Origin of the sequence: Pelagibacterium limicola (assembly GCF_015694405.1) — a bacterium.
Taxonomy (GTDB): Bacteria; Pseudomonadota; Alphaproteobacteria; order Rhizobiales; family Devosiaceae; genus Pelagibacterium; species Pelagibacterium limicola.
Genome location: NZ_JADQDB010000002.1, coordinates 484,696 through 502,911 on the forward strand (window position 1 = coordinate 484,696; position 18,216 = coordinate 502,911).

At 59.6% G+C, this 18,216-nt stretch carries 21 protein-coding genes; 13 read left to right on the forward strand and 8 right to left on the reverse strand.

Annotation, left to right across the window (positions count from 1 at the left end; genetic code table 11):
- The first annotated feature begins 1 nt into the window (after position 1).
- The 6 genes from I2G20_RS05470 to I2G20_RS05495 all read left to right on the forward strand — a co-directional run bounded on the left by I2G20_RS05470 (position 2) and on the right by I2G20_RS05495 (position 6,920).
- On the forward strand, positions 2-499 hold the full coding sequence (locus I2G20_RS05470; RefSeq protein ID WP_246472852.1) for a DUF1850 domain-containing protein: 498 nt from the start codon (positions 2-4) through the stop codon (positions 497-499).
- Complete coding sequence (locus I2G20_RS05475; RefSeq protein ID WP_207747542.1) at positions 493-2,523, forward strand: TRAP transporter permease; 2,031 nt, start codon at positions 493-495, stop codon at positions 2,521-2,523. Before I2G20_RS05470 ends, I2G20_RS05475 begins: the two co-directional genes overlap by 7 nt.
- Positions 2,524-2,802: 279 nt before the next feature.
- A complete protein-coding gene (locus tag I2G20_RS05480) occupies positions 2,803-3,432 on the forward strand; it encodes a gluconate 2-dehydrogenase subunit 3 family protein (protein ID WP_196258661.1) in 630 nt (209 codons plus the stop codon).
- Between the two features lie 19 nt (positions 3,433-3,451).
- Positions 3,452-5,212 (forward strand): GMC family oxidoreductase, encoded by a 1,761-nt coding sequence (locus I2G20_RS05485; RefSeq protein ID WP_196258662.1) that lies wholly within the window; start codon positions 3,452-3,454, stop codon positions 5,210-5,212.
- Positions 5,209-6,453, forward strand: a complete 1,245-nt coding sequence (locus I2G20_RS05490) for a cytochrome c (protein ID WP_196258663.1) — start codon at positions 5,209-5,211, stop codon at positions 6,451-6,453. The genes I2G20_RS05485 and I2G20_RS05490 overlap by 4 nt, the downstream gene beginning before the upstream one ends.
- On the forward strand, positions 6,453-6,920 hold the full coding sequence (locus I2G20_RS05495; RefSeq protein ID WP_196258664.1) for a hypothetical protein: 468 nt from the start codon (positions 6,453-6,455) through the stop codon (positions 6,918-6,920). Before I2G20_RS05490 ends, I2G20_RS05495 begins: the two co-directional genes overlap by 1 nt.
- A gap of 20 nt (positions 6,921-6,940) precedes the next feature.
- Here the strand turns inward: I2G20_RS05495 and I2G20_RS05500 are convergent, their stop codons facing one another.
- Positions 6,941-7,792, reverse strand: a complete 852-nt coding sequence (locus I2G20_RS05500; protein WP_196258665.1) for a fumarylacetoacetate hydrolase family protein — start codon at positions 7,790-7,792, stop codon at positions 6,941-6,943.
- Between the two features lie 22 nt (positions 7,793-7,814).
- Positions 7,815-8,546 carry an SDR family oxidoreductase gene (locus I2G20_RS05505; protein WP_196258818.1) on the reverse strand — a complete coding sequence of 244 codons (732 nt, stop codon included), beginning with the start codon at positions 8,544-8,546 and terminating at the stop codon, positions 7,815-7,817.
- A gap of 123 nt (positions 8,547-8,669) precedes the next feature.
- On the opposite strand from I2G20_RS05505, the gene I2G20_RS05510 reads away from it, so the two are divergent.
- The 4 genes from I2G20_RS05510 to I2G20_RS05525 all read left to right on the forward strand — a co-directional run bounded on the left by I2G20_RS05510 (position 8,670) and on the right by I2G20_RS05525 (position 11,899).
- Positions 8,670-9,443, forward strand: a complete 774-nt coding sequence (locus I2G20_RS05510) for an IclR family transcriptional regulator (protein ID WP_196258666.1) — start codon at positions 8,670-8,672, stop codon at positions 9,441-9,443.
- An 11-nt stretch (positions 9,444-9,454) separates the two neighbouring features.
- The gene (locus I2G20_RS05515; protein WP_196258667.1) at positions 9,455-10,294 is read left to right on the forward strand and encodes an amidohydrolase family protein; all 840 of its coding nucleotides are present in this window, start codon (positions 9,455-9,457) and stop codon (positions 10,292-10,294) included.
- Between the two features lie 2 nt (positions 10,295-10,296).
- On the forward strand, positions 10,297-10,626 hold the full coding sequence (locus tag I2G20_RS05520) for an L-rhamnose mutarotase (protein ID WP_196258668.1): 330 nt from the start codon (positions 10,297-10,299) through the stop codon (positions 10,624-10,626).
- Positions 10,627-10,753: 127 nt separating this feature from the next.
- Positions 10,754-11,899: an alpha-hydroxy acid oxidase gene (locus tag I2G20_RS05525; RefSeq protein WP_196258669.1), complete on the forward strand. Its 1,146-nt coding sequence runs from the start codon at positions 10,754-10,756 to the stop codon at positions 11,897-11,899.
- An 81-nt stretch (positions 11,900-11,980) separates the two neighbouring features.
- Here I2G20_RS05525 and I2G20_RS05530 read toward each other — a convergent pair whose 3' ends face one another.
- Positions 11,981-12,784, reverse strand: coding sequence for an aldo/keto reductase family protein (locus I2G20_RS05530; RefSeq protein WP_196258670.1), 804 nt, complete (start codon positions 12,782-12,784; stop codon positions 11,981-11,983).
- A gap of 220 nt (positions 12,785-13,004) precedes the next feature.
- On the opposite strand from I2G20_RS05530, the gene I2G20_RS05535 reads away from it, so the two are divergent.
- Positions 13,005-13,286 carry a hypothetical protein gene (locus tag I2G20_RS05535; protein ID WP_196258671.1) on the forward strand — a complete coding sequence of 94 codons (282 nt, stop codon included), beginning with the start codon at positions 13,005-13,007 and terminating at the stop codon, positions 13,284-13,286.
- On the opposite strand, the gene I2G20_RS05540 is transcribed toward I2G20_RS05535, so the two are convergent.
- Positions 13,281-13,784 carry a response regulator gene (locus tag I2G20_RS05540; protein WP_196258672.1) on the reverse strand — a complete coding sequence of 168 codons (504 nt, stop codon included), beginning with the start codon at positions 13,782-13,784 and terminating at the stop codon, positions 13,281-13,283. The genes I2G20_RS05535 and I2G20_RS05540 overlap by 6 nt on opposite strands.
- Before the next feature lie 182 nt (positions 13,785-13,966).
- On the opposite strand from I2G20_RS05540, the gene I2G20_RS05545 reads away from it, so the two are divergent.
- Both I2G20_RS05545 and I2G20_RS05550 read left to right on the forward strand, forming a co-directional pair.
- Positions 13,967-14,695, forward strand: a complete 729-nt coding sequence (locus tag I2G20_RS05545) for a Crp/Fnr family transcriptional regulator (protein ID WP_196258673.1) — start codon at positions 13,967-13,969, stop codon at positions 14,693-14,695.
- A 59-nt stretch (positions 14,696-14,754) separates the two neighbouring features.
- Positions 14,755-15,780 carry an AI-2E family transporter gene (locus I2G20_RS05550; protein WP_196258674.1) on the forward strand — a complete coding sequence of 342 codons (1,026 nt, stop codon included), beginning with the start codon at positions 14,755-14,757 and terminating at the stop codon, positions 15,778-15,780.
- Here the strand turns inward: I2G20_RS05550 and I2G20_RS05555 are convergent.
- The 4 genes from I2G20_RS05555 to I2G20_RS05570 all read right to left on the reverse strand — a co-directional run bounded on the left by I2G20_RS05555 (position 15,770) and on the right by I2G20_RS05570 (position 18,216).
- Positions 15,770-16,297: a superoxide dismutase family protein gene (locus I2G20_RS05555; protein ID WP_196258675.1), complete on the reverse strand. Its 528-nt coding sequence runs from the start codon at positions 16,295-16,297 to the stop codon at positions 15,770-15,772. The two genes, I2G20_RS05550 and I2G20_RS05555, sit on opposite strands and share 11 nt — an antisense overlap.
- Positions 16,282-16,731 carry a CBS domain-containing protein gene (locus tag I2G20_RS05560; protein WP_196258676.1) on the reverse strand — a complete coding sequence of 150 codons (450 nt, stop codon included), beginning with the start codon at positions 16,729-16,731 and terminating at the stop codon, positions 16,282-16,284. The genes I2G20_RS05555 and I2G20_RS05560 overlap by 16 nt, the downstream gene beginning before the upstream one ends.
- Positions 16,732-16,823: 92 nt before the next feature.
- Positions 16,824-17,096: a hypothetical protein gene (locus I2G20_RS05565; RefSeq protein WP_196258677.1), complete on the reverse strand. Its 273-nt coding sequence runs from the start codon at positions 17,094-17,096 to the stop codon at positions 16,824-16,826.
- A gap of 70 nt (positions 17,097-17,166) precedes the next feature.
- Positions 17,167-18,216: a DNA topoisomerase IB gene (locus tag I2G20_RS05570; protein WP_196258678.1), complete on the reverse strand. Its 1,050-nt coding sequence runs from the start codon at positions 18,214-18,216 to the stop codon at positions 17,167-17,169.

Here is an 18,216-nt window from a genome sequence, read left to right on the forward strand (position 1 = left end):
AATGACGTTCGCCGCAAATCTGCTCAGGGCGGGCATTGTGCTCGCCCTGTCCAGTACGCTTATGCTCGCGGACGAACCCGGCTCGCTGGCGATGCTAGACACCGAGGGGAAAGAACTGCTGACCTTCCCCGTGAAGGATGGCGATCGCTGGTGCCTTCACTGGAATCATTCGGTCGCCGGGTTTCTGGTGCGCGATTGCTTCATGGCCGTCGATGGACGCATGATGCTCGAAAGGAGCCATCAGCCCGATATCGCGGCAGGTCTCGGCCACATCCCGGGACGCGGAACCATGACCTCCGCCCCTGAGGGCGGATACTGGATCGAGACGATAAACGAATTTGTACCGGGCAACTGCTTGCGATTGCGGGTGGGCTCGATGGCGGTAAACCACAGACTGATAATCGGCAGCCACGAGGAGAGCCTGTCGGAGATCGCAGCGCGGCAACCGGTCCGCATCGTGCTGCGTCCGGTAGGGGCTGAGGGAGAGAGCACATGCTGAATTCGATGCAAGCGAGCGAAGGAAATACTGGAAAGCCGCCGATCCCGCCGGCCGAGCCCAGGCCGCGCCCGATCGTCATGCTGACCATCGCGCTCTCCGTCGCCCTATGTCTGTTCCAGATGTACACCGCCGGGATCAACCCGCTCGGCCTCTTCTACCAGCGCCCGATCCATCTGGGCTTCATCCTGATGATCACGTTCCTCGTCTTCCCCGTTTTCGGGCCGAACCGTAGACTCGCGCCCCTCGGCGCGTTGGTCGACACGATCTTTTTTGCCGCGGCAATCGTCTCCGGCTTTTACATCGTCGTCTTCCTCGACGACATCATTCGCCGTGCCGGTTTCTGGACCACCACCGACATCGCCGTGGGGATCATCGCCACTATTACCCTGCTCGAAGCCAGTCGCCGCGCCGTGGGCATTGGCATCACGATCATCGGCGTTGCCTTCATCGTCTATGCAATGGCCGGTCCACGCGGCCCCCTACCCTGGCTCGGCGAAATCATGCCGGGCATCTTGGCGCACCGTGGTTATGGGATCGATCGCATTGCTGCCGTGCTCTACCTGGGCCAGGAAGGCATATTCGGCCTGCCGCTGGGTGTCGCAGCAACCTACGTGTTCACCTTCGTGCTGTTCGGGGCGGTACTCGAGGTGACGGGCGCCGGCAGGTTCTTCATCGACATCTCCTATGCCCTCACCGGGCGGCGTCAGGGCGGACCTGCCAAGGCGGCCGTGCTGGCCTCTGCTGCGATGGGCTCGATCTCCGGTTCGACAATCGCCAACGTCGTCACCTCCGGCCCGTTCACCATCCCGCTGATGAAACGGCTAGGCTACAAACCTTCCCAGGCTGGCGGGATCGAGGCCGCAGCATCGACCGGTGGCCAGATCATGCCTCCGCTTATGGGCGCTGGAGCGTTCCTGATCGCCGAATACACGTCGATTCCTTACCTCCAGATCGTGCTCGTAAGCATCTTCCCCGCTTTCCTCTATTTCCTGACGGTCTACCTTTTTGTCCACATCATTGCGGTCAAACAGAACCTTCGCGGCCTGCCCGCGAGCGAACTGCCTGCCGTACGCGAGGTGATGAAGGGAGGCTGGCACTTCCTCGTCCCACTCGCCCTGCTCGTTTACCTGCTCATTGTGGGCATATCGCCACTGCGCGTCGGCTTCTGGGCGATCATTTCGGTCGTCGCGATCGCGGTCCTCAAATACAGCTACGATTGGCTACGCAACCGGCCGGGAGACGAAACACGGCTTCCCATTGGCGAAGCGCTGAAAGCCGGAGCCCTCATGCTCGTAACGGCCTGCCGGTTGGGCGCCCGTAACGCACTGACCGTCTCGATTGCCTGTGCCATCGGCGGCATCATCGTGGGCGTTATCGGCCTTACCGGGCTGGGACTGAAGTTCAGCGGCTTGATGATGACCTTTTCTGGCGGCAATATCATCCTTGCGCTCATTCTCGTCATGCTGGCCAGCCTGATCCTGGGTTTCGGCCTGCCCGTAACGGCAGCCTATATCGTGCTCGTCATTCTGGTCGGGCCGGCGCTGACCACCGAGTTCGGTATCCCGTTGCTGATCGTGCACCTCGCGGTCTTCTGGTACTCTCAGGACTCAAACGTAACCCCGCCAGTCGCCCTTGCAGCCTTCGCGGCCTCCGCGGTTGCCCGCAGTCCGGTTATGGAAACCAGCGTGCAGGCATGGAAATACGCCAAGGGGCTCTACATCATCCCAATGTTCATGGTGTTCAATCCCGAGATCATCGTCGGGGGACCCGTCGAAATCGTTCTTTGGAACGGTGCCTTGGCGCTCACGGGAACAATAGCCTTTGTGGCGGTGCTTGAGGGCTTTATGTTCACGCGCTTGCACCCAGCATTCCGCCCTGTCCTCCTGGCCGGAGGTATAGGGTGCCTCTCTCCCTATTTCGCCGCAGAAGCCGCCGGCATGGCTGCCATTCTCGGCATTCTTGGATACAATTTCCTCCGCGCGGTCCAAGACAACAAGGTGCCTCCTCAACCTCAAAGTTCGTAGAGTCCAGCGATCCTACCCGCGCACTTACCGATTAACCTGAGTTAATCGACGGGCTTTTTGCGCAGGTATTCGGCGTCGTTGAATGCTCACCAACAAGAGCGAATACCGCTTTCTCGGAACTTCCGCCCTCCGGTCCCATTCTGTACAGAGTAAATACGGCAGGGACACATGGCGGAGGGACTATCCAGACGAGCGGCTCTGCAGCTGCTGTTCATGACAACAACGGCGTTCGCGTTTCCTCAAACCCTGTTAAGCCGGGAGTATGGACGCGGCGAAGGTATGCCTTGGGGCGCTGCTGCCGGCGACGTTCCCTACTATGGCATCCCCGATCAGCGGTTTTTCAACGCAGATGAACTTTCGGCGGTGCGCGCCATCGCGGCACGGCTCATCCCGAGCGACGAGGACGGGCCAGGCGCCACAGAGGCGGACGTCGCGACCTTCATTGACCGTCAGATGGCTGGGTTCTACGGCCGGGCCCAGCATTGGTATATGCAGGGACCGTTTGAGGACGGCTTGCCGACGCAAGGTTATCAGAGCGAACATCCGCCAGCCCAACTCTACCGCTTGGCGCTCGCCGAGCTCGATGCTTATTGCGATGCCAATTTTGGCCTTCCCTTCAGCGGTTTGCCCGAAAACGAGCAGGACGGAATCCTGACCGGGATTGAAGACGAAGAAATCACCTTCGAAACGGTATCGGCAAAAACGTTCTTCGACCTCTTCCTCGAAAACACCATAGAGGGGTTCTTCGCAGATCCCATCTACGGCGGAAACCGGGACATGGTCGCTTGGCGCTACGTGGGGTTTCCTGGAGCCCGCTACGATTATCGTGACTTTGTGGGCCATAACGGCGCCCGGATCGACCTGCCCCCGGTGAGCCTTCTGGGCCGCCCGGGCTGGTCGCGCCAATAACGGAACTGGAGAGGAGCATATGGTAACGCGGCTCGAGAGCGTTGATGTGGTGCTGGTCGGCTTTGGCTGGACCGGGGCCATCATGGCGGAAAAACTGACCGATGCCGGTCTCGAAGTTCTAGCCATCGAACGCGGCCCTTGGCGCGACACCCCAACTCACTTCCCGACGACCTTTGCGCAGGACGAGCTTCGCTACTACTGGCGTCACGGCATGTTTCAGGAAACCGCACAGGACACCCTGACATTCCGCAACAATCGCTCCCAGACCGCCCTTCCGATGCGGCGCTGGGGTTCTTTCCTGCCCGGGAATGGGGTTGGGGGCGGCGGCGTGCACTGGAACGGACAGACTTTCCGTTTCCTGCCCTCCGATTTCGTCGCCAGGAGCCACAACGAAGAGCGGTACGGTCCCCTGCTCGAGGACATGACCGTGCAGGACTACGGCGTCACTTACGACGAGTTGGAGCCGCACTTCGACTATTTCGAGAAAATCTGCGGCATATCCGGACAGGCCGGAAACGTCAGGGGCGAATTTATCGAAGGCGGAAATCCTTTCGAAGGTGAACGTTCGGACCATTACCCCAATCCGCCGCTTCGTATGACCTTTTCGCAAGACCGATTTGCCGAAGCCTCGCGACAACTCGGGCTGCATCCTTTCCCCGGCCCCGCCGCCAACATGTCGCGTGCCTACGTCAATCCCTTGGGCGTGCATCTCGCCCCGTGCACCTATTGCGGCTTCTGCGAAAAGTTCGGCTGCGGCAATTATTCGAAGTCGGCGCCCCAGACTACGATCATTCCGGTTCTCATGCGGCGCAACAATTTCCGGTTGAAGACCAATGCCGAAGTCCTGACAGTGCAGCAGACTCCCGACCAGTCGATGGCATCCGGAGTGACCTATCTCGATGCCAATGGCGAAGAATACTTCCAGCCGGCCGATATTGTGGTCCTCTGCGCTTACCCGCTTTCCAATACGCGGTTGATGCTCCTCTCGGGTATCGGCGAACCCTACGACCCCGAAACCGGCCACGGTGTTGTCGGCAAGAACTATTGCTATCAGGTCATGTCCGGCGTCGATATCTTCTTTGAGGATGAATACACCAACGAATTTGTCGGTGCCGGCGCGCTCGGCATGATCGTCGACGAATATAACGGCGACAATTTCGACCACACGGGGCTTGGCTTTATCGGCGGCGCGTATATCGGCTGCTGGACCACCCACGCCCGCCCGATCGAAAGCCATCCGGTGCCCGAAGGCGTTCCCTCCTGGGGCAGCGAGTGGAAAAAGGCAGTCCGGGAAAATTTCCTCAAGCATACTTCGCTAAGCGTACACGGCGCTTCGATGGCGCATCGCACGAATTATCTGGATCTCGATCCCACCTATACCGATCGCCTCGGCCGCCCGCTCATGCGCATGACCTACGACTTCACGCTCAATGACCGGCGGCTGACCCAACATATTACGCCCATCGCCGAAGAGATTGCGCGAGGCATGGGGGGGCGCGAGATTACGGTCAACCATCGGCGCGGCTCCTACGACTCGATGCCCTACCAGACCACGCACAATACCGGGGGCACCATCATGGGCTCCACCCCGGTGGACAGCGTGGTCAACCGGTATTGCCAGAGCTGGGATCTCCCCAACCTGTTCATAACGGGGGCCGGGCTCTTTCCCCAGAATGCCGGATACAACCCCACGGGGACCGTCGCAGCGCTGGCTTATTGGTCAGCTGAAGCCATCGTCAACCAGTATCTGAGGACCGAAGGGCCATTGGTGCAGGCATGACGGACGGTAACCCAAATATCCCCGCCATCGGCGTGGTCGCGTTCGTAGCCGCTCTGGGTGGCACCGACATCATCGCCCAGGAGCTCAATTATACCCAGATCGAGCGCGGGCGTTACCTCGCGACGGCAGGAAACTGCGTCGCCTGCCATACCGATATCGAGAACGACGGCATCCCATTTGCCGGCGGTCGCGGCCTGGAAACGCCCTTCGGCATCATCTATTCGCAGAATCTGACCCCGGACGACGAGACCGGCATCGGCCACTGGACGCGTGACGATTTTTACAGGGCGATGAACGAGGGCGTCGACCGGCACGGCGAGCATCTCTACCCGGCGTTCCCCTATGTCTATTTCACGATCGTGACGCGAGAGGATGTCGACGCGATCTACGAATATCTGCGTACGCTCGAACCGGTCCAATCCGTCGTTCCCGAAAATGAATTGCCGTTCCCTCTCGATGTGCGTCAATCGCTTCTGGGGTGGAAAACATTGTTCTTCGAAGAGGCAGAATTCGTCCCCGATCCCGATCAATCGGAGGTCTGGAACAGAGGGCGCTATCTGGTCGATGGACTTGGGCACTGTGGCGCCTGTCATACAGGCAAGAACGCCCTTGGTGGTGACCAGGAGGATGAATACCTGCGCGGCGGCACGCTTGAAAACTGGTACGCACCGAATATCAGAGGCGGCCTAAATGGCGGCATTTCCCACTGGGAAATCGAGGATATCGTCGATTTCCTCGGTGTGGGACGCGCCAGGCACACGGCGCCCATGCAGCGAATGGGCGAGGTGGTTGGCCTTTCGACCCAATACCTGACGGAAGGGGACCTCGAAGCGATTGCCGTATATCTCAAAAGCCTCGATGACAGAGCCCCGGAGGTTCCCGATCCCGTCGATGAGGATAGATACCAGGCGGGAAAAGCCATTTACTTTGACAACTGCGCCGCCTGCCACGCCGCCGATGGGTCTGGTGTGCCCTATATTTTTGCCCCGCTCGACGGCTCCAACAAGGTCACCGCAGAGGATCCTTCGACAATGCTTCGTGTCATTCTGGGAGGCGCGAAGGCCGAACCGACTGATTTGGCTCCGGGACCCCTGGCAATGCCGCCTTTTGCATGGAAGCTCACCGACGAGCAGATTGCCGACCTCGCCTCCTACATGCGTCAGGCATGGAGCAACAGCGCGGGCGCGATATCTCCGGACGCCGTTGCTGACATGCGCGCCTACCTTGAGGAGCACAGGTGATGCGAGCACACCGTCTTCCGGCACTGTTCACCATTGGACTTTTCTCCACCGCGGCCGTGGCCCAGCCACTCTATCTGGGCGCTCAGGAAATCGACACAGCCGACCGGGACGCAGTGGCCGCCGTTATTGAGCGCTGCATAGAGCTAACAGAGGAGACCACCGACCTCGAAATCGTGACCCGCTTTACTCAAGCGCGGATTGAAACCGACGGAGAGATCCAGCCCAACGAGGAGACTTCCCCCCTCCTCGCTCAATCCCGTGAAGAAGGGCTCGGAGATATACCGATCTCACTCGACGTGGATGCGGTCGCTTCGGATGGGGACGACTCCGAAGCCGAGGGCGAAGGAGGCGGCGAAGGGCCAGAGCAGGAACAAGAGGATGACGGCGGGGACCAGTCCGAGGGCGACGGTCCCGATATGCAAGCGATCACACTCGAGGATTGCAAGGAAGCCGGGCTGATCTTTTGAACGCCCGGCTCCGCCAAGGCTCAGCCGCTATAGGCTACCGTCTTTTGCTGTTGCTCGCCAAGTCCGGCAACACTCAGACGCATGGTCTGGCCAGGCTTTAGGTAGATGGGCTCGGGCTTGATGCCAAGGCCGACGCCCGGAGGTGTGCCTGTCGTGATGATGTCACCGGGCTGCAGGCTCATGAAGTGCGAAATGTAGCTCACAAGGTGAGCGACGCCGAACACCATCGTGCGGGTCGAGCCGTTCTGATAGCGGTGTCCGTCGACCTCGAGCCACATGTCGAGGTTCTGCGGGTCCGGCACCTCGTCGCGTGTCACGAGCCAGGGGCCGATGGGACCGAATGTATCGGCTGATTTCCCCTTGACCCATTGGCCGGAGCGCTCCGTCTGGAATTCGCGTTCCGAGAGGTCGTTGACCACGCAATATCCCGCGACATGATCGAGCGCATCGGACTCCTCCACGTAGCGGGCTTCCTTGCCAATCACGACACCCAGTTCGACTTCCCAGTCGGTCTTTTTCGAGTTCTTGGGGATGATGACGTCGTCATTGGGGCCGCAAATGGCGCTGGTCGCCTTCATAAACAGTACCGGTTCGGGCGGTACGGCCATCCCGCTTTCGGCGGCGTGATCCGAATAATTAAGTCCGACGCAAATAAATTTGCCGACCCGGCCGACGCACGGTCCAATCCGCTCCGAAGCATCGAGCTGCGGCAATGAGGAATGATCGGCGGCGGCAATTCGCGCCAGCCCTTCGGGAGTCAACGCGCTCCCAGCAATATCATCGACCAGACCCGAAAGGTCACGGATAGTGCCGTCGTTGGCCAGAATGGCGGGCTTTTCGGCGCCTTTGGCGCCGACACGCATAAGCTTCATGTCAACTGTCTCCCGGTAAGGCTTAGGCGGTCCATCCGCCATCTATGATGTGAATATGTCCGGTCGTGTAGGTCGCGCCCGCGAGGTAAACGGCAAGGTCTGCGACCTCCTCGGGCGCCCCGATACGGCCGATGGGCTGGCGGGCGATAAAAGCTGCACGCGCTGCTTCATAGTCTCCCGTGGCTCGTAGGCGGTCTTGCAGCGAGGGGCTATCCACGGTGCCCGGACAGATTGCATTGCAACGGATGCCTTTCGCCACGTAATCGACGGCGACTGACTTCGTAAGGCCTATGACCGCTGCCTTTGATGCCGAATAGGCAAACCGGTTCGGGACCCCCGTAATCGAGGAAGCGACCGACGACATGTTGACGATCGAACCGTCGCCCCGCTCAAGCATGCCCGGCAGCACGGCCTTGATCGTGCGGATCTGCGCCTTGACGTTGAGATTGAACGCTAAGTCGATATCGCTGTCACTGGCTTCGAGGATTGCGCCATTGTGCACGACCCCGGCGCAATTGAAGAGTATGTCGATTTGTCCGATTTCAGCGACACCAGCATTGACCGATTCAGTCGATAGAACATCGAGCACCCGGGTTTCTATACCCGCCTCGCCGTCGAGCTCTCTAAGCTTTTCGGCATTGATATCGGTAGCAACCACGCGCGCTCCTGCCCTTGCAAAGGCCAGTGCAGAAGCATGGCCAATGCCTTGAGCAGCCGCCGTGATCAGACAAACCTTTCCCGCTAGATCGCTCATCCGGATACCCTTTTGCTGTGACATGCCTCAGAATCCTGTCGGCCACTTCCTAGTAAGGCTTGATCATCCATATTTGAAAAGTGTATTCGTATGCAAGCATAACGTGAAGCTGGACGACAAAGAATGGTATTGAAGGATGCTGACCGTTATCGCGCGCCGGCGCTGGACAAGGGCCTCGACATTATCGAGCTGCTGGCCGGTACCGAAGCAAGTCTCAGCCAGGCAGAGATATCCAAGGCCCTCGGCCGCACTCCGAACGAAATCTACCGCATGCTCGACCGATTGGTGCGACGCGACTATGTGCTTCGCACCAGCGAGGATCGCTACGAACTGACACTCAAGTTGTTCGAGCTTGCCCATTCCCGCCCCCCCATCAACCGTCTGGTCCGGCAGGCAACGCCCGTGATGCGCCACTTCGCCCGCGAATCCGAGCAGGCTTGCCACCTCGTGATCGAAGACCGGAACGCCCTGATCGTAGTGGCGCAGGTCGACGGCCCCGGTTACTGGAACATCTCGCTTCGTGTCGGCGCCCGCATGGCACTGGTCAATACCGGTTCTGGGCATGTGTTCCTTGCGCATGCGGCCCCGGACGAGCGGCTCCAAATGATTGAAGCGCATGGCTTGAACGCGTCCAAAACCCTGACCCACTCCCTTGCAGCCCGGCTCGATAAGGTTCGCGAGCAAGGCTACGAGAACATGCCTAGCGTCCAGGTTGGATCTGTCTATAACCTCTCGGTACCAGTCTTTGGCCCCTTGGGATCAGTGATTGCTGTCTTGACGTGCCCCTACACAGAACGCCTTGACCGCAAGGACGCACCGGACACGGAACGCACGATCAGGCTCTTGCGCGCGGCGGCTGCCGAACTCTCCCAACGATCAAACGCGGCCGGACAATAAGAGGAAACGACATGCGCATCATCGATACACATCTGCACCTGATCTATCCCGGCCGGTTCAGTTATCCGTGGCTTGCCGACTATCCCACCATCAACCGAGCCTGGCATGAGGAGGACTATTTCAACCTAGCGCGCGCGTTGGGAATCCAGGGTGCGTTGCATATGGAGGTCGATGTCGCGGAAAGAGATATCCTTCCGGAAACCGAGTTCGTCCTTGGCGCGCATCCGCAAATCCTTGGGGCTATCGCCTCCTGTCGTCCCGAAAATAAAGGTTTCGACGCCTTTCTCGACCGCGTGACAACGCTCGGAGAGGTCAAGGGGCTTCGCCGCATCCTGCACCAGTCGCCCAATGAGCTATCCCAATCCGAACTTTTCGCCGCGAACATCCGGAAACTGGCAGCCCGCGACCTCTCCTTCGATCTCTGCGTCCGCGCTGACCAACTCCCAGTAGGCATGGCCCTCATCGACAAGGCCCCTGAAGTCCAGTTCGTACTCGATCATTGTGGTGTCCCGGATATCGTGGGAGATGATTTCCAGGCATGGCGCGGTGCCATCACAGAAATCGCCAGACGCCCCAACCTCGCAGCGAAACTGTCCGGCATAGTTGCCTATGCAGGAGCTGATTGGACGTTAGCCGATCTCAAGCCCTACGCCGAACACGTCATCGCGGTTTTCGGATGGGACCGCGTGGTCTGGGGTTCCGACTTCCCGGTCTGCACACTCTTTGCCGATCTCAAACGCTGGGTCGAAGCTACCCATGCCCTGCTCGCTGGTGCGAGCGAGGACGAAAAGGCGCGGTTGCTGCATCGCAACGCTGAACGGATCTATAAACTCGAAAACCGGAGTATTTGAAAATGCAGCGTTATGGCTTTGTCCTGGGACTCAAGCACGACCAGATCGCCGAGTACAAGCGCATCCACGCCGATGTGTGGCCTGACGTGCTCAAGCAGATCAAAAAAAGCAATATCGCCAACTACTCGATCTTTCTCAAGGAACCCGAAAACCTGCTCTTTGCCTATTACGAATATATGGGGACCGACCACGATGCCGACATGGCCGCGATGGCCGAGGATCCGCGTACGCAGGAATGGTGGGCAATATGCATGCCCATGCAGAGCCCGCTCGAAACGCGGCGGGAGGGGGAGTGGTGGGCCGAGATGGATGAGGTTTTCCACATCGATTGATCGGCTCGGGCTGGTGGCGCGCTGCTAATCGGCCACATTTTCCGCCACACGAAAGGCTGATTGCACCGCGGCGTTCTCCGACGCATAGTCGCCACGATTTCTCCCTCAAATCACCACGGGACAAACGATGCGCCTCAAAGACTGCCATAACTTCCAAGACTTCCGGCGCATGGCGAAAAAGCGCCTTCCCGGCCCGATTTTCAACTATATCGACGGCGGTGCCGATGATGAAGTGACCTACCGGCGTAACACCGAAGCCTTCGACTCCGTAGATCTTGTACCCAACGTGCTGCGCGGGATTACCGACGTCGATATGTCGGTGACGGTGATGGGCCAGAAGCTGAGCATGCCCGTCTACTGCTCCCCCACCGCACTCCAACGCCTGTTCCACCACGACGGCGAGCGCGCCGTTGCAGGCGCGGCCGCGAAATACGGTACAATGTTCGGCGTATCCTCGCTCGGCACGGTGAGCCTTGAGGAAGCCCGGCGGCTTTCTCCCGGACCCCAGGTTTATCAGTTCTATTTCCATAAGGACCGCGGACTTAACCGCGAAATGATGGCGCGTGCCAAGTCGGCCGGCGTCGATGTGATGATGCTGACGGTGGATTCGATCACCGGCGGCAATCGTGAGCGCGACAAGCGCACCGGATTCTCCATTCCTTTCAGGCTTAATCTCGCAGGCATAACCCAGTTTGCGCTCAAGCCGGCTTGGGCAATCAACTATTTCACACACGAACCGTTCAAGCTCCCGCAGCTCGATAGCCACGTCGACATGGGCGGCGGCACGATGTCGATCTCCAAATACTTTACCGAAATGCTCGATCCGGCACTGTCATGGGCAGATGTGGAGGAGATGGTTGGCGAATGGGGCGGGCAGTTTTGCCTCAAGGGTGTGATGTCGGTCGAGGATGCGCGACGCGCCATCGATATTGGCTGCACCGGCCTCGTGCTTTCGAACCACGGCGGACGCCAGCTTGATGGATCGCGCACCGGCTTCGAGCAGTTGGGAACGATCGTCGATGCGGTCGGCGACAGGATCGACGTCATGATGGATGGCGGCGTGCAGCGCGGCACGCACGTGCTCAAGGCGCTTTCGATGGGTGCCAAGGCTGTCGGACTCGGGCGCTACTACCTGTTCCCGCTTGCCGCCGCGGGCCGCCAGGGCGTCGAACGCGCGCTCGATAACATGCGGATCGAAATCGAGCGCGGCATGAAGCTGATGGGGGTGTCGCGCCTTTCCGAGCTCTCCCGGAGCAATCTCTTTATACGCTGATCCACTGGCGACGAGGAAACGAAAATCTTTGCAGACCTACGCCCACGTATGACGCGTAGCAATCAGCTGATCGACAGACTTTCAAACGTACTGCAGCTCTCCTAGCGCCGAGTAATGCCGGTTGAACCCATCGATTACGTCCATATCGCGCTGCGATATCTCGAAGTCGAAAACAGCAAGGTTCTCCCTTCGATGGACACGCCTCGCGGCCTTGGGCAAGGGGATAGTGCCGCGCTGCAGATTCCACCGCAGGATCATCTGCGCTGGCGATTTGCCGTAGGCCCGCGCGAGTGTCGCGAGCCGCGCATCGCCCAGTTGCTCACCGCGCGTCAGGGGGCTGTAGGCCTGCACCACGATGCCATGCCGCTTGCAGAATTCCAGCATCTCATCGGAGAAACCGAAGGGGCTCCACTCGATCTGATTGACCACGGGCACCTCGCCACTCGTCTCCATGAGTGCCTCCAGCTGTTCGACGGAATAATTGGAGACCCCGATATCCCTAGTAATTCCTTCGTCGCGGGCGCGCTGAAGACCCTCCCACAGAGGTTCTCCCGCGCCATATTGCGGCGGACGATGTATGAGGATCAGGTCAGCATGTCCGATATCGAGTTGCCCAACATTGCGCTTGGCGGACTCAAGGGCATCTTCCGTTTCTTCCACCTTGGTCACAATGAAGATGTCGCCGCGCGTTACGCCCGCATGTCGTAAGCCTTCCGCGATACCCGGCTGGGTGTCGTAGTCGCCGGAGGTATCGATCATGGTGTAGCCTTCCTCGATCGCGAGCTCGATCTTTTCGGCAGTATCCTTGTCGAGTTTCCACGTGCCCAGCCCGATAAGGGGCATCGCCCGCCCCGTCCGCAAGGGAACTTTGGTGCTCCGATCCATCCGGCTTACTCCACCTTCCTGCAGGTAACAGGAGCGAACGGCGTCTCACAGTACGAAGTTCCCGAGCTACCGTGCGCGCCGCCGACGTTCCAAGATGCGGCTGGCGGCAATTAACATAGGTTAGCGCGTTTAGCTTTCACGCTTCAGCCGCGACTGGGAACGAATACGCGCTGACGTTCATTGCTGGGGAGGTACACCGAATAACGAGCAGGAGACGCCCATGAAATCGCCGGCGAATGACACTGCGCAACCTTACGCCAACGAACGCTCCCCCGATCCCCTCATCGACAGCCAGATGCCCGGCAGTCAGGACATATCGGAGCATGTGCGAACCTATGACAAGTTCGTGCATCTCTTGGGATGGTTTCTTGTTCACATACCGCTGTTGCTCATCGGGATTTATGTGATGACGCTCGGTGAAGCGCCTTTCGGCGGCGCTATCGTCATATTTGTGAGCATCGTCATCCTAATATATGGAGTGGGGCGGACGATGGCTTCATAGATGCCGGAGTCGGGTCGTACGCACAGCGCGTACCATGGCGCGCGCAAAGCGTTCCTGCAGGGAGAAGGCCGCTCCGACGCCCCTGTCGGCCCGGTTGGGCTGCGTTTTCGCGGGTCTGATCGCGACCGGTTTCATCGCTGCAATTCTAGCGACAAGGTTTTCGAACTGGAGGGGGCGCTCCATTACTTCGACCGCTCCTTCCACCTGAAGTATCCTCTCTCGTCCATCGGCCGTTGCAAGGAGTACGGGCACGCCGCTGCCGATTAGCACGTCGATGAACGCCCTTACGTCCTGGTCGGTTTGGTCGCAATCGAATAGGGCGCCATCCAGCTGTCGCCTGCCAATAATCAGCTGTGCGTAATGGACGGTGGGGGCGGGACCGACCACATTGGCACCGTATGCCTCAAGATGTCGGCACATCCTGCGCGCCAGTACCATATCTTCTCTAACCACGAGCAAAGATTTGCCCTTAAGCGCGTTCTCGGCTGCCCCCGTCATCATCGATCCTTTCTTCAGGTATAATCTACAACAATGCATTCAAGCTCGTTCTGTTTCGGTTGCTTTGCATGGAACGCCTATATCCCTGCTCCGTTCTAGGAGCGGGACCTGTCCCCGGCTTTCGCCGCAACATGACAGGTTGTTTCTGCCGATTAACCCATGTGCTCAGGAAGGCCACCGGAATGACCAGTGCCCTCGTCCGCAAGCTCGAATGCTATTTGCCGCTTTCGGACGTTGATCGGGCTGGTCTCGAAGCCCTGCAGTTCAAATTCCATTCAATTGCCGCGAAATCGGAAGTTGAAGCAATTCTGCCCGCTGGTGGCGCGGTCCATCAGATCCAGACCGGTTACGCCTGTCGCTACCGGCAGCTCCCTGATGGACGACGACAGATATCGGGGCTCATGATCCCTGGCGACTTCATTGATCTTCGAAAATTCGTCGTTACAGGCGCGGAACATGGCGTTTTCGGCCTTACCGAACTCGCGCTCATGGGATACGACGCCGCATCCTTGCTCCGGGTGCTCGAAGCCCGACCGCGTTCGGCCCAAGCCGTCTGGCGCGCGCTTTTGGCAGAAGAATCCATAGCCCAGGAGTGGCTCGTCAGCCTGGGCAAGCGATCGGCTCTCGAACGGGTGGCGCACCTCATCTGCGAGTTGTACGTCCGGCATACCGTCATGAACGAAGGCGCTGGGCGCACCTTCACATTGCCGATAACCCAACGCGAGATCGGCGATGCCATGGGTCTTTCGACCGTCCATGTAAACCGTACGCTGCGGGAATTGCGCCAACGCGGCCTTGCCAAGCTTCAGTCAGGTCAAATGGAAATCCTCAACTTCGAAAAACTCGCCGATCTTGCAATGTTTTCGCCTACTTACCTCCAGTTCCGCAACCGCACTGCGAACCGGCATTGAGGTGCTGATGATCCTTGCATTTGCGACAAGAACCGCTGTTCCCGGAGGCCAACCCGATCATGCCGTCTGACAACCACAAACTGCCCGACTGGCGTTGGCAGCTTCGGTTGGCTTTGGCTTTTGCCATCGCCGGTGTGGGCGTCTTCCTGCTATGGGAGTTGTCCTCTGTCCTGTTGCTGGTGTTCGGCGCATTAATTTTGACCGCCGTCATTCGCGGGTTTGCCGAGATCATTACGCGGCATACCCCGCTGGGCGAGCGAGCGGCGCAAGTCACCGCCATCATAATGCTGGCGCTCGGCTCGCTCGGTTTCCTGTTCCTGCTCGGCCAGCAAATCAAGGAGCAATTTGTCGAGCTCTTCGAGCAGATGCCCGACTTGATTGCCCTCGTTGGAGACACGTTCGGGATCGACGATATCGGCGAGGCGCTGGCTACAGTGTTGACTGAGTTCGTCGATCTTGGCGCATTTGCGGGTGGGATCGGGGCCGGCGTGATGGGTGTGGTCGGGGCGGCAAGCGCCGCGATTCTTGTCGTGGTGGGCGGCATCTATTTTGCTCTGGAGCTTAAAACCTATAGGCGGGGACTCATTTCTCTCGTTCCCCTGCCCCACAAGGATCGAATTTCTGATGCCTTGGACGCGTCGGCGGACGGCCTCAAACGATGGTTAGCCGGTCAGCTTCTTGCCATGCTCGTCGTCGGCATCGCGGTGACGCTGGTCATGATGGCGCTCGGCCTGCCTTCCGCCCTGGCAATAGGCATCATCGCAGGCGTGTTGGAGTTCATACCGTTTCTCGGACCGATCCTGGCCGCCATACCTGCCCTATTGGTGGCATTTTCGGAAGGCGAAGAGATGGTGATGTGGGTTCTCATAGCCTACGTGCTTATCCAGCAAATCGAGGGAAACGTGCTCGTTCCCCTCATACAGAAGCGTACCGTCCGCCTGCCACCGGCCCTGGGACTGTTCTCGATCCTTGCTTTCGGGATACTTTTTGGCGCTTGGGGCGTGGTGCTCGCCACGCCCCTCACCGTCGTTGTCATGATCATGGTACAGAAGCTGTACCTCAAGGAAGCGTCTTCTACTCAATAACGGCGCAGGCAATCCGGTCTCCAGCATGGCCCGAGGGCTGGCTGGAATAGTCGTCGGCGCCTTCATGGAACATGAGGCTGCGCCCGCGCGCGCCATTCTCTTCTCCGTCCAGGCTCACCAGATGATTGAAGACTTGCGCGAGCAGCGTCCCGTCCGCACCGACATACTGGTTCGGCATATCGCCTATATGCGGACCGCCCGAGGCAAAATAGCCGTGTGCCCTGTCATCGGGGTTGAAGTGGTCGCCGGCACTTTCAAACCCGTCCGCCGGATCGCACGCGCCGTGTTCATGAATGTGGAATGCAACCCAGCTGTTTTCCGGAAGCCCGCGGACGTCGAGTTCGATCAGCACGCCATCGCCGGAATCCAGCAGGCGAGCCGAACCGATCGCTTCCCCCGCAGCGTCGATGAAGGTTGCGTCGGCTTGGGCGTCCTGAGCCTTCGCGGGAACGCAAGCCAAGAGAAAAAGGGGAGCTAAAAATGCAAGAAGCGGTCTCACAATCACGCCCCCTGCCATTGGTCGGCCCGGCCGTTTCCGTCATGTCGCGATATGCCGCTCAGGGCGTCGGCCGCTTCTTCGTAGAGCGAACCTTCAATCGCCACATCGGCCAATGCGAGAACCCCGACCAGCCTCTTGTTGCTGTCGACCACCGGCAAGCGCCTGACCTGGATATCGGCCATGTTTGCTGTCACCTCGGCAATGTCGTCTTCGTCAAAGCAATATTTGACATCATCGGTCATCGCCTCGCCAACCCCCGTCTCCGGCGACTTTCCAAGGCACACCGCTCGTATGGCAATGTCCCGGTCGGTAAGCGTTCCGACCAGCCGCTCGCCATCCGTAACAGGCAGAAATCCGATATCGTGATCCGCCATGAGCCGCGCCGCTTCCCTCAGGCTATCCTGCGGGCCGATCAGTTGCACATCCCTGGTCATGAGGTCTCTTACACGCATGGTGTTGCTCCTTTCCTGGTTCAACCAAACCGAACGGAGGGCGCGGGAGGTGCGTTCCTGAGGGCCGGAGTATGGCAACATAGGTTGTGCTGCTAGGTGGCTACGACCACGAGCAGGAACGCTCCAAAGACGACTGCTGCGATAACGACATAAGCGGCCAGCGCCCCCCAACGCCATCGTTTGTGCGGCACACTACCCATGCGTTCGAGCGCAAGTTCGTCCGCAGTGGGGCTGTTGCCGGAAGCCTCCGCGTCCGTGCCGAGAGGCGCCGCGGCCGGGTCGGGGTGATCGACCTTATCCCCCTGCCCTTCGCGATCAATTGCGATGCGGAGCTTTTCGGTCGTGGGGGGTGCTTTGTCGATCATGGCGATGCCGGAACTGGTCAGGGATGAAAGAGAAACGGCCCGCCTCAAAATCCGGTTCCGGCCGGCACGATCAGCACTGCTTTTCCAGCCAACGCAAAGTCAGGCTTTCCGGACCGTCGAGCCCTTTCCGAGGGCGCCTGGAAAGCGCAGACACTTCAGCCTTGAGCCTGCCTTCCAGCCAGGCCTCCGGTATGGCCGGATGGATGTAGCACTTGCGGCACACCGCCCTTGTGTTGCCCAGATGTCTGGCGACGGCATCGATTGCGCTGTTGAGCGTAGCAGCGCGAGCACGCTGGGTATCGGGCACCTCGGTCTCCGCCAGCACCGACATGGCGCGGACGGTGCCTCCCCACGTCCGAAAATCCTTCGAAGAGAAAGCGCCTTTAACGCACTCCTGGATATAGGCGTTGACGTGGTTGGAGCCGACGCCTCGTCGCTGCCCATCGGAATCGATATACTGGAACAGCCGCTGACCGGGCAATTCCTGTATGCCGCGCAAAACGCGCGCGATACGCCGATCCACGAGTTTGAGCCGCCATAACTTCCCGGACTTACCCTTGAAGGCAAAGCGAAGCTTGGCGCCCTCGATCTCCACATGCCTGGTGCGCAGCGTCGTGAGCCCGAAGCTTTTATTCGTTTCGGCGTAGGCTGCGTTCCCGATCCTGATCATCGTTTGGTCGAGCAGCCAGACAATGGAAGCCAGCACGCGCTCGCGCGGGAGACCGCGGCGCCGCAAGTCCCTGTCGACCTGCGCCCTGATATCGGGGAGCGCGCGGGCAAATCCGATCAAGCTCGAGAATTTTGCAGCATCCCTGATAGCCGACCAGCGTTCGTGGTAGCGATATTGCTTGCGTCCTCGCTGATCGCGCCCGGTTGCCTGGATATGTCCGCTTTCGGTGGGACATATCCAAACGTCGGTCCAGGCCGGCGGAATGGCCAGCCTCCGGATCCGGCCAAGCGTCGCCTCGTCCCGCACCGGCTTGCCTTCGGGATCGCTATATCGAAAACCCTTGCCCGCTCGCCGACGCGCGATGCCGGGTTCTGCATCGGATACATAGCAAAGCTCGGCAGCCGCTGCTGCCAAGACCGGATCGTCACAGGCATCGCCCGTAAGGCTCAC

Bases quoted from the DNA above. Each gene is read 5' to 3' on its own strand.
- I2G20_RS05525 (WP_196258669.1), top strand. From the start codon at position 10,754: ATGCGCCTCAAAGACTGCCATAACTTCCAAGACTTCCGGCGCATGGCG.
- I2G20_RS05520 (WP_196258668.1), top strand. From the start codon at position 10,297: ATGCAGCGTTATGGCTTTGTCCTGGGACTCAAGCACGACCAGATCGCC.
- I2G20_RS05510 (WP_196258666.1), top strand. From the start codon at position 8,670: ATGGTATTGAAGGATGCTGACCGTTATCGCGCGCCGGCGCTGGACAAG.
- I2G20_RS05475 (WP_207747542.1), top strand. From the start codon at position 493: ATGCTGAATTCGATGCAAGCGAGCGAAGGAAATACTGGAAAGCCGCCG.
- I2G20_RS05530 (WP_196258670.1), bottom strand. From the start codon at position 12,784: ATGGATCGGAGCACCAAAGTTCCCTTGCGGACGGGGCGGGCGATGCCC.
- I2G20_RS05540 (WP_196258672.1), bottom strand. From the start codon at position 13,784: ATGACGGGGGCAGCCGAGAACGCGCTTAAGGGCAAATCTTTGCTCGTG.
- I2G20_RS05470 (WP_246472852.1), top strand. From the start codon at position 2: ATGACGTTCGCCGCAAATCTGCTCAGGGCGGGCATTGTGCTCGCCCTG.
- I2G20_RS05535 (WP_196258671.1), top strand. From the start codon at position 13,005: ATGAAATCGCCGGCGAATGACACTGCGCAACCTTACGCCAACGAACGC.
- I2G20_RS05500 (WP_196258665.1), bottom strand. From the start codon at position 7,792: ATGAAGCTTATGCGTGTCGGCGCCAAAGGCGCCGAAAAGCCCGCCATT.
- I2G20_RS05560 (WP_196258676.1), bottom strand. From the start codon at position 16,731: ATGCGTGTAAGAGACCTCATGACCAGGGATGTGCAACTGATCGGCCCG.
- I2G20_RS05550 (WP_196258674.1), top strand. From the start codon at position 14,755: ATGCCGTCTGACAACCACAAACTGCCCGACTGGCGTTGGCAGCTTCGG.
- I2G20_RS05515 (WP_196258667.1), top strand. From the start codon at position 9,455: ATGCGCATCATCGATACACATCTGCACCTGATCTATCCCGGCCGGTTC.
- I2G20_RS05545 (WP_196258673.1), top strand. From the start codon at position 13,967: ATGACCAGTGCCCTCGTCCGCAAGCTCGAATGCTATTTGCCGCTTTCG.
- I2G20_RS05495 (WP_196258664.1), top strand. From the start codon at position 6,453: ATGCGAGCACACCGTCTTCCGGCACTGTTCACCATTGGACTTTTCTCC.
- I2G20_RS05565 (WP_196258677.1), bottom strand. From the start codon at position 17,096: ATGATCGACAAAGCACCCCCCACGACCGAAAAGCTCCGCATCGCAATT.
- I2G20_RS05505 (WP_196258818.1), bottom strand. From the start codon at position 8,546: ATGAGCGATCTAGCGGGAAAGGTTTGTCTGATCACGGCGGCTGCTCAA.
- I2G20_RS05480 (WP_196258661.1), top strand. From the start codon at position 2,803: ATGCCTTGGGGCGCTGCTGCCGGCGACGTTCCCTACTATGGCATCCCC.
- I2G20_RS05555 (WP_196258675.1), bottom strand. From the start codon at position 16,297: ATGGCAGGGGGCGTGATTGTGAGACCGCTTCTTGCATTTTTAGCTCCC.
- I2G20_RS05485 (WP_196258662.1), top strand. From the start codon at position 3,452: ATGGTAACGCGGCTCGAGAGCGTTGATGTGGTGCTGGTCGGCTTTGGC.
- I2G20_RS05490 (WP_196258663.1), top strand. From the start codon at position 5,209: ATGACGGACGGTAACCCAAATATCCCCGCCATCGGCGTGGTCGCGTTC.